This is a genomic window from Pseudomonas sp. ICMP 460, from assembly GCF_002723595.1.
GTDB classification, from domain to species: Bacteria; Pseudomonadota; Gammaproteobacteria; order Pseudomonadales; family Pseudomonadaceae; genus Aquipseudomonas; species Aquipseudomonas kitaguniensis.
The window spans coordinates 17,677-27,242 of the sequence record NZ_LKBR01000038.1; the positions used below are offsets into that span (position 1 = coordinate 17,677).

At 60.7% G+C, this 9,566-nt stretch carries 9 protein-coding genes; all 9 read left to right on the top strand.

Translation table 11 applies throughout. From position 1 onward, the window contains the following. Positions 1 to 4: 4 nt before the first annotated feature. The 9 genes from AO240_RS22145 to AO240_RS22190 all read left to right on the top strand — a co-directional run bounded on the left by AO240_RS22145 (position 5) and on the right by AO240_RS22190 (position 8,773). A complete protein-coding gene (locus tag AO240_RS22145; protein ID WP_058413172.1) occupies positions 5 to 793 on the top strand; it encodes a protein phosphatase CheZ in 789 nt (262 codons plus the stop codon). Positions 794 to 804: 11 nt separating this feature from the next. Continuing rightward, positions 805 to 3,081 (top strand): chemotaxis protein CheA, encoded by a 2,277-nt coding sequence (locus AO240_RS22150; protein WP_099239247.1) that lies wholly within the window; start codon positions 805 to 807, stop codon positions 3,079 to 3,081. A gap of 48 nt (positions 3,082 to 3,129) precedes the next feature. Continuing rightward, the gene (locus AO240_RS22155) at positions 3,130 to 4,278 is read left to right on the top strand and encodes a chemotaxis response regulator protein-glutamate methylesterase (RefSeq protein ID WP_099239249.1); all 1,149 of its coding nucleotides are present in this window, start codon (positions 3,130 to 3,132) and stop codon (positions 4,276 to 4,278) included. Next, on the top strand, positions 4,278 to 5,018 hold the full coding sequence (locus AO240_RS22160) for a flagellar motor protein (RefSeq protein ID WP_058413170.1): 741 nt from the start codon (positions 4,278 to 4,280) through the stop codon (positions 5,016 to 5,018). The genes AO240_RS22155 and AO240_RS22160 overlap by 1 nt, the downstream gene beginning before the upstream one ends. Positions 5,019 to 5,265: 247 nt before the next feature. Then, entirely contained in the window at positions 5,266 to 6,153 is an 888-nt protein-coding gene (motD, locus tag AO240_RS22170; RefSeq protein ID WP_099239253.1) for a flagellar motor protein MotD, read from the top strand. A 51-nt stretch (positions 6,154 to 6,204) separates the two neighbouring features. After that, positions 6,205 to 6,993, top strand: coding sequence for a ParA family protein (locus AO240_RS22175; protein ID WP_099239255.1), 789 nt, complete (start codon positions 6,205 to 6,207; stop codon positions 6,991 to 6,993). Beyond that, positions 6,993 to 7,844: a CheW domain-containing protein gene (locus tag AO240_RS22180; RefSeq protein ID WP_099239257.1), complete on the top strand. Its 852-nt coding sequence runs from the start codon at positions 6,993 to 6,995 to the stop codon at positions 7,842 to 7,844. The genes AO240_RS22175 and AO240_RS22180 overlap by 1 nt, the downstream gene beginning before the upstream one ends. A gap of 53 nt (positions 7,845 to 7,897) precedes the next feature. Next, a complete protein-coding gene (locus tag AO240_RS22185) occupies positions 7,898 to 8,380 on the top strand; it encodes a chemotaxis protein CheW (RefSeq protein WP_003236843.1) in 483 nt (160 codons plus the stop codon). Continuing rightward, positions 8,381 to 8,773, top strand: a complete 393-nt coding sequence (locus tag AO240_RS22190; protein ID WP_058413166.1) for a DUF2802 domain-containing protein — start codon at positions 8,381 to 8,383, stop codon at positions 8,771 to 8,773. Positions 8,774 to 9,566 lie beyond the last annotated feature (793 nt).

Below are 9,566 nucleotides of genomic sequence, written 5' to 3' on the forward strand. Positions count from 1 at the left end.
AGCTATGGAGCATAAAGAAACGTCACTGGGCGACTTTGAGTCGACCCTGAAAAAGCATGCTCACCAGTTGGTCGACAGCCTTGAAAAAGGCCACTTCGGCGACGCGGTGCAGTTGATCCATGAGCTTAACCAGACCCGTGATCGCGGCCTGTATCAGGAAGTGGGCAAGCTCACGCGCGAGCTGCACAGTGCAATCGTCAATTTTCAAATTGACCCGCACATGCCCCAGGCTGAAGAAATATCACAAATTACCGATGCCACAGAACGCCTGTCCTACGTGGTCAGACTGACTGAGGCGGCGGCCAACCGCACCATGGACCTGGTTGAAAACGCCACGCCCCTGGTCAATGGCATGGCCACCGAAGCGCAAGCCCTCAGTGTTGACTGGGGCCGTTTCATGCGTCGGGAACTGGGTGCTGAAGAGTTTCGTGAATTGGCCCGCAGGGTCGACGGGTTTCTGACGCGCAGCGAACAGGAAAGCCGTACGGTTTCCAGCAACCTCAATGACATTCTGCTGGCCCAGGATTACCAGGACCTCACCGGTCAGGTGATCAAGCGTGTGACCCAATTGGTCACCGAAGTGGAAAGCAACTTGCTCAAATTGGTGCTTATGGCAGGCCAGGTTGATCGTTTCGCCGGCATCGAACATGACCGCGAATCGATCCTCTCGGAAAAAGATCCACAAAAACATCTCGCCAAGGGTGAAGGTCCGCAGATTCATGCCGATAAACGTGAAGACGTTATGTCAGGTCAAGATGATGTCGATGACCTGTTATCCAGTTTAGGCTTCTAAGGAGCACCCACATGAGCTTCGGCGCCGATGAAGAGATCCTTCAGGATTTCCTTGTAGAGGCCGGCGAAATTTTAGAGCAACTGTCCGAACAACTGGTCGAGCTGGAAAGCCGACCGGATGATGCGAACCTGCTCAATGCAATTTTTCGCGGTTTTCATACTGTAAAAGGGGGCGCCGGCTTCCTCCAGCTCCATGAGCTGGTGGAGTGCTGTCACATCGCCGAGAACGTTTTCGACATCCTGCGCAAGGGTGAGCGGCACGTCGACTCGGAACTGATGGACGTGATTCTCGAAGCATTGGATGCGGTCAACGGCATGTTCAGTGAAGTGCGCGAACGTGCGCCGATCACTGCGGCTACCCCGGAGCTGCTGGCCGCCCTGGCGCGCCTGGCAGAGCCTGCCGACACCACGGCTGCGCCGGTGGTGCAAGCGCCAGAGCCTGTGGCTGAGCCTGAAGCAGACGTGACGGACAGCGAGTTCGAGCAACTGCTCAACTCCCTCAGCGCGGTCAAGGCTGAGGCTGAAGCGCCACAAGCGGCTACTGCGCCTGCCACTGCGTCCGCAGAGCCGACCAGCGAAGACATTACCGACGCTGAGTTCGAATCGCTGCTCGACCAGTTGCATGGCAAAGGCCAGTTCGCGGCCGACGCGGTGGCGCCACCTGCCGCCCAGTCGCAAGCGCCTGCTGCTGCTGCTGCTGCTGCTGCTGCTGCTCCTGCCGCTGCCAGCAACGAGATTACCGACGACGAATTCGAAGCGTTGCTCGACCAACTGCATGGCAAAGGCACGTTTGCGGCCGAAGCCTTGCCGGAAGTCGCCGCCACGGCCACGGCACCCGCTGCCAGTGCAGCTGCCAGTGCAGCTGCCACTGCGCAACCTGCGGGCGATGGGTTGATCTCTGATCACGAATTCGAAGCGTTGTTGGCCCAGTGGCACGGTAAAGGCAAGTTCACCGAAGTGGCCCCGGCCGCAGCAGCGCCAGCCACGGCAGCCACGGCTGCACCGGTTGCCGCCAAAGCGGCGGCGCCGGTTGCGGCCAAGCCAGCCCCGGCACCTGCGGCTGCGCCAGCACCTGCACGCGCCGCAGCCGCGCCGGTGGCCGAAAAACCTGCCAGTGAAGCCGAAACCACGGTGCGCGTTGATACCGCGCGCCTGGACGACATCATGAACATGGTCGGCGAACTGGTGCTGGTGCGTAACCGCTTGGTGCGCCTGGGCTTGAACAGCGGCGACGAAGCCATGCAAAAGGCCGTGTCGAACCTCGACGTGGTGACGGCTGACTTGCAGACCGCGGTGATGAAAACACGGATGCAGCCGATCAAGAAAGTCTTCGGCCGCTTCCCGCGACTGGTTCGCGACCTGGCGCGCCAGCTCAAGAAAGAGATCAACCTGGAACTGGTGGGTGAAGAAACCGACCTCGACAAAAACCTTGTCGAGGCCCTGGCCGACCCGCTGGTCCACTTGGTGCGCAACGCCGTCGACCACGGCATCGAAACCCCGGAAGAACGCGAGGCCTCGGGCAAGTCGCGTGGCGGCAAGGTGATTCTGGCGGCTGAGCAAGAGGGCGACCATATTCTGCTGTCGATCACCGATGACGGCAAAGGCATGGACCCGGCGATCTTGCGCAATATCGCGGTCAAGCGTGGCGTGATGGACAAGGACGCCGCGGACCGCCTGACCGACACCGAGTGCTACAACCTGATCTTCGCGCCGGGCTTCTCGACCAAAACCGAGATTTCCGACGTGTCCGGCCGCGGCGTCGGCATGGACGTGGTGAAAACCAAGATCAGCCAGCTCAACGGCTCGATCAATATCTACTCGACCAAGGGCCAGGGCTCGAAGATCGTCATCAAGGTGCCGTTGACCTTGGCGATCATGCCGACGCTGATGGTGATGCTGGGCAACCAGGCCTTCGCCTTCCCGTTGGTCAACGTCAACGAGATCTTCCACCTCGACCTGTCGCGCACCAACGTGGTGGACGGCCAGGAAGTGGTGATCGTGCGCGACAAGGCATTGCCCCTGTTCTACCTCAAGCGCTGGCTGGTTGCATCGGCCAAGCATGAAGAACAGCGTGAAGGCCATGTGGTGATTCTCTCGGTGGGCACTCAGCGGATCGGCTTTGTCGTCGATCAACTGGTGGGCCAGGAAGAGGTGGTCATCAAGCCTTTGGGCAAAATGCTGCAGGGAACACCGGGCATGTCGGGTGCGACCATTACCGGTGACGGTCGGATCGCGCTGATTCTTGATGTTCCGAGCATGCTCAAGCGTTACGCCGCTCGGCGTATTTGATTCTGGCGGGGCAGGGCGGTTTCGCCCGCCCCACCTAACGGAGTGTTTATGGCAGTCAAGGTCCTGGTGGTGGACGATTCGGGTTTCTTCCGCCGTCGCGTCTCGGAAATTCTCTCCGCCGATCCAACGATTCAGGTGGTCGGTACGGCCACTAACGGCAAAGAGGCGATTGATCAGGCCATTGCGTTGAAACCGGACGTGATTACCATGGACTACGAGATGCCGATGATGGATGGCATCACGGCAGTTCGACACATCATGCAGCGCTGCCCCACCCCGGTATTGATGTTCTCCTCGCTGACCCACGAAGGCGCCCGGGTAACCCTGGATGCGCTGGACGCGGGTGCGGTGGACTTCCTGCCGAAGAATTTCGAAGACATCTCGCGTAACCCCGAGAAGGTCAAACAGATGCTGTGCGAAAAGGTGCACAGCATTTCGCGCAGTAACCGTCGCAGCTTGTCGAGTGCCCCGGCACCTGCCCATGCACCCGCTCCCGCGCCCGTGCATGCCCCGGCCGCAACGGCGGCGCCCGCTTCATCGTTTGGCCGTGCGGCGCCTGCGCCGGTGGCCCGGCCTGCGGTGGCACCGGCCCGCGCGCCTGCGCCAGGCGCGCATTCGCCTGCACCCAAGCGCAAAGCCTACAAGCTGGTCGCTATTGGTACGTCCACCGGTGGCCCGGTTGCCTTGCAGCGGGTATTGACCCAATTGCCGGCCAACTTCCCGGCGCCGATTGTGCTGATCCAGCACATGCCGGCGGCGTTTACCAAAGCCTTCGCCGAGCGCCTCGACAAGCTGTGCCGCATCACCGTCAAGGAAGCCGAGGATGGCGACATCCTGCGTCCTGGCCTGGCGTTGCTGGCGCCGGGCGGCAAGCAAATGATGGTGGATGGGCGTGGCGCGATTAAAATCCTGCCGGGCGACGAACGCCTGAATTACAAGCCGTGCGTGGACATCACTTTCGGTTCTGCGGCCAAGTCCTACGGCGACAAAGTTCTGGCGGTGGTGCTCACCGGCATGGGCGCCGATGGCCGTGAAGGCGCGCGCCTGCTTAAACAAGGCGGCAGCGCGATCTGGGCGCAGGACGAAGCCAGTTGTGTGATTTACGGCATGCCCATGGCCATCGTCAAAGCGGACCTGGCCGACGCCGTGTACAGCCTGGATGACATCGGCAAGCATCTGGTGGAGGCCTGCCTCTGATGGATGTATTGAGCCTGATTGGCATCATCATGGCGTTTGTCGCAATTATCGGCGGCAACTACCTCGAGGGCGGCCACCTTGGCGCCTTGGCCAACGGCCCTGCGGCATTGATCGTGATTGGCGGCACCGTCGGCGCTGCGCTGTTGCAGGCGCCGATGAGTTCATTCAAGCGCGCGATGCAAATCGTCATATGGATTATTTTCCCGCCGCGTGTCGACCTGCCAGGCGGCATCGACCGCGTGGTCAACTGGAGCCTCACCGCGCGCAAGGAAGGCCTGCTGGGCCTGGAAAGCGTGGCCGATGCCGAGCCCGACAGTTACTCGCGTAAAGGCTTGCAATTATTGGTCGACGGCGCCGAGCCGGAAGCGATCCGCAGCATCCTGGAAGTGGACTTTTACACCCAGGAAAGCCGCGACATCAACGCCGCCAAGGTATTTGAAAGCATGGGCGGTTATGCACCGACCATCGGCATCATCGGCGCGGTGATGGGTTTGATCCACGTAATGGGCAACCTGGCCGATCCCTCGCAACTGGGCAGCGGCATTGCCGTGGCGTTTGTCGCCACCATTTACGGCGTGGCCAGTGCCAACCTGGTGCTGTTGCCGGTGGCCAGCAAACTCAAGTCGATTGCCCTGCGGCAATCGCGTTATCGCGAAATGTTGCTCGAAGGCATCTTGTCGATTGCCGAGGGCGAAAACCCACGCTCTATCGAACTGAAGCTCCAGGGCTTCATGGATTGATGGCGATGCACATCGACACTTCTAATCAGTGGCCAAAAAGCTCTCTGTGGCGAGCGGGCTCTTTGTGGCGAGCGGGCTTGCTCGCGTTGGGCTGCGAAGCGGCCCCAAAACCTGAAACCCGGTCTACCCTGGAAAAATGCGCTGCTTTTATCAGGGCTGCTTCGCAGCCCAACGCGAGCAAGCCCGCTCGCCACAATAAGCCTGTTCGACACCACGAGCCGGGTTGTGCAGCGCGAGGTGCTTTGCTGTGAGCCGTCGCCGCCGCGAGCCGGAAGAACACATTAACCATGAGCGCTGGCTGGTGTCCTACGCGGACTTCATCACCTTGCTGTTCGCCTTCTTCGTGGTGATGTATTCGATCTCGTCGGTCAACGAAGGCAAGTACAAGGTGATTTCCGAGGCACTGATCGGCGTGTTTTCAGACTCCGACCGCGCGCTCAAGCCGATCCCGATTGGTGACGAGCGACCGAAAACGGTGACGCCGGCCAAGCCGCTGGTCAACGACAGCGACGAAACCGCCGCTGGCGTAGGGGGCACCAGCGACCCGTTGAAAAGCATCGCCGATGACATCAGCGCAGCGTTTGGTGACCTGATCAGCTCCAACCAGATGACCGTGCGCGGCAATGAACTGTGGGTAGAGATCGAGCTTAATTCCAGCCTGTTGTTCGCCAGTGCCGACGCGATGCCGAGTGATCAGGCGTTCACCATCATCGACAAGGTGGCGGCTATTTTGAAACCCTTTGAAAACCCGGTTCACGTTGAAGGCTTTACCGACAACCTGCCGATTGCCACCGCCCAGTACCCGACCAACTGGGAGTTGTCCTCGGCACGCGCTGCGAGCATCGTGCGCATGTTGGCGATGCAGGGTGTGAACCCTGAGCGCCTGGCGTCGGTGGGCTATGGGGAGTTCCAGCCGGTGGCCAATAACGCCACCGCGCAAGGCCGTGCGCGCAACCGCCGGGTGGTGTTGGTGGTGTCGCGCAACCTGGATGTGCGCCGCAGCCTGACCGGCACGGGCACGGCCAATGCAACACCGGATGCGGCACTGAAGCGGGCTGGCACACAAACTGCAACGCCAACCGTTAAGCCGTCGGTTCGTCAGAGTGCCGTCAATTCTCCGTCACCGGCTCAATAACTTTATGCAATGTCTCGGTCGCGCCAATGCCTGCCGGGAGGAACCAACCGAATGAGAGTCTGGGCAGTTGCCAATCAAAAAGGTGGGGTCGGCAAGACCACCACCTCCATCGCTTTAGCCGGCTTGCTGGCCGAGGCGGGCAAGCGTGTGGTCGTGGTCGACCTGGACCCGCATGGCTCGATGACCAGCTATTTCGGCTATGACCCGGATGCGCTGGAACACAGCTGTTACGACCTGTTCCTGCACAAAGGCAGCGTGCCTGCCGACCTGCCGGCGCAACTGCTGCTGCCTACCAGTAACGACAGTATTTCCCTGCTGCCATCGAGCACCGCGCTGGCCACCCTTGAGCGCCAGTCGCCGGGCCAGAGTGGTTTGGGCCTGGTGATCGCCAAGACCCTGGCGCAACTGTGGCAGAGTTTCGACTACGCGATCATCGACAGCCCGCCGTTGCTCGGCGTGCTGATGGTCAACGCGTTGGCGGCCAGCCAGCAGTTGGTGATCCCGGTGCAAACCGAGCACTTGGCGGTAAAAGGCCTGGAGCGCATGGTCAGCACGCTGGCGATGATCAACCGCTCGCGCAAGCAGCCATTGCCGTTCAGCATCGTGCCGACCTTGTTCGACCGCCGCACCCAGGCGTCCCTCGGCACCTTGCGCGTATTGCGCGATGGCTACCCCGAGGCTATCTGGCAGGGCTACATCCCGGTGGACACGCGCTTGCGTGACGCCAGCCGCGCCGGTCTAACGCCGTCGCAGTTCGATGGCAAAAGCCGTGGCGTGCTGGCTTACCGCGCGTTGCTCAAGCACCTGCTGTCGCAGCAACTTGTGGCGCAGGTGGCGTGATGAATCGTCCTGTCAAACTCAAGACCCGGCCGCAACTGGCACTCGAATCCTACCTGGATGCGTTGTTGCAGGAAGCGACCGAGGAGCAACTGCCAGAGCCGATTGTGGTGCTTGAAGCCGCCGTCGAACCCGCTGTTGAACCTGCCAGTACGCTGGATGAATTCCAGTTGGCAGTGCTCGAAGAACAGGCGCGTGATGCGCAGGTCGCTCCGGTGGTTGCGCCCGCGCCTGAGCCCGAGCCTTTGCCGGCACGTGTGGCTGCACCTGTAGTGGTGCCGATCACGCCAGTGGTGGTGGCGCCGGTGGTGGCCGAGCCGGTGGCGGACGTGCACATGCCGCCGAGCATTACGCCGCCGCCCGTCAACGGTGACGGGCGCCCGGCATGGGCTGCCGAGCCGTTCGAGTGCCTGCTGTTCGACGTCGCCGGGCTAACCCTGGCGGTGCCGCTGGTGTGCCTCGGATCGATCTATTCTTTGCAAGGCCAGGAACTGACGCCGCTGTTCGGGCAACCGGAGTGGTTTCTCGGCATCCTGCCCAGCCAGGCCGGCAACCTCAAGGTGCTGGACACCGCGCGCTGGGTAATGCCCGACCGCTACCGCGATGACTTTCGCGAGGGTTTGCAGTACGTGATCTCGGTGCAGGGCTATGAGTGGGGGCTGGCGGTGCATCAAGTCAGCCGCTCGTTGCGCCTGGACCCTAACGAAATCAAATGGCGCAGCCAGCGAGGCCAGCGGCCATGGTTGGCGGGCACCGTGATTGAGCATATGTGTGCATTGCTGGATGTCGCCGAGTTGGCCGAATTGATCGCCAGTGGTGCCGTGAAGTCGATGCCGCAAAACAAACGCAGTTGATTGAACAATAAGGGCCGCGCTGGTGCGTGGCCAATTTTGAAGGGGTCAGGGGTATGAACAAGTCAGCGTCCGCACAAGGTTTAGATGATCCGATTCTGCAATGGGTTACCTTCAAACTGGACAACGAGTCGTATGGCATCAACGTGATGCGCGTGCAGGAAGTGTTGCGCTACACCGAGATTGCGCCGGTGCCGGGTGCGCCAAGCTACGTGCTGGGCATCATCAACCTGCGCGGTAATGTGGTCACGGTCATCGACACGCGCCAGCGTTTTGGCCTGGTGCCGACCGAGGTTAACGACAACACCCGTATCGTCATCATCGAAGCCGACAAGCAAGTGGTCGGGATCATGGTCGACAGCGTGGCCGAAGTGGTTTACCTGCGCCAATCGGAAGTGGAAACCGCGCCGAACGTTGGCAACGAAGAATCCGCCAAGTTTATCCAGGGCGTGTGCAACAAGAACGGCGAACTGCTGATTCTGGTTGAGCTGGACAAGATGATGAGCGAAGAAGAGTGGTCGGATCTGGAGAACATCTGATTGTTCTTTGAAGCCGCAGTAATTGTCCTGGCCCTGTTGTGGGCCGGGACGTTGGCGTTTGCGCTGCGCTATATGCGCCAGCAGCGAGAGTTGGCCCTGCAACAGGCTGAGCGCGATGCGGTGCGTGACCGGCGCATTCTGGAGTTGGTCAAGCGCGTTGATCACTTCCAGCAGAGTGCGGTGCGGGTGGGGGATGAGGTGCATGAGCTGCGCGCAATTCTGGCGCCGTTGCCGGATAAGGTGGCGCAGATTGAGCAGCGTGATCCCTCCAGCCTGTCTTTCGCTCAGGCGGCGAAGTTGGTGGGCATGGGGGCTACGGTGGATGAGCTGACCCAGTCGTGTGGGTTGACCCATGCCGAGGCGCAACTGATGAGCAAATTGCACAAGAGCTGATGGGGCAGGCCCAGCGTATGCTGCAGATCTGCTTTTTTGATGTGGCGCTGTCGCGCGGCGAGCGGGCTTGGGGTGTTCTTTGGGTTTTCGTGCATATCCGTTGTTTGGGTGATGGCTTGTATCGGTTTCGCTCTTACAGCGAGTCACTTTTGAAAAGCGCAAAAGTAACCAAAACGCTCTTGCCCCACCACTCGGCACCTCGCTTAGGCTCGGTGTGCCCGCCCGCAGGCTTGAATCCGTGGGCCGCCGCGATGGGCCATCCTTGGCCCAGCGCGGCTNGCGCGGCTAACCCGGCGTCCTGCCGGGTTACCCACGGATTCAAGCCTGCGTGCGGCCATCGTGGTTTAACGGGGCGCTTTTCAGATCAAGATCACAAAGATCAAGAGCACGGCGGCCTGAAAGCCGACCTGAGTGGTTGAAGCGGATCAGAAGCAGATCAAAGGCGGCTCTGGAGAACAAAGCAGATCTGCTTTTTTTTTGCTTTCTGTGGGAGGGGGCTTGCTCCCGATAGCAGTTTTACAGTTGATACATGAGTTGACTGACCCACCGCCATCGGGAGCAAGCCCCCTCCCACAGTTTGACCACATTCCGCTTGGGGGATGATCGTTCCCACGCTCTGCGTGGTAATGCCGCTCCGGACGCTCTGCGTCCCGCTTTTTCAGCCATAGAATTTCCCACATTTGGTCGCATTCAGCATGTGAGATTGGGCCGGCTTTCAGGCCGCCTGCTTGTGATCTTGATCTAAGGCGCCCCGTTAAACCACGCTGGCCGAACGCAGATATTACGGAGCGGG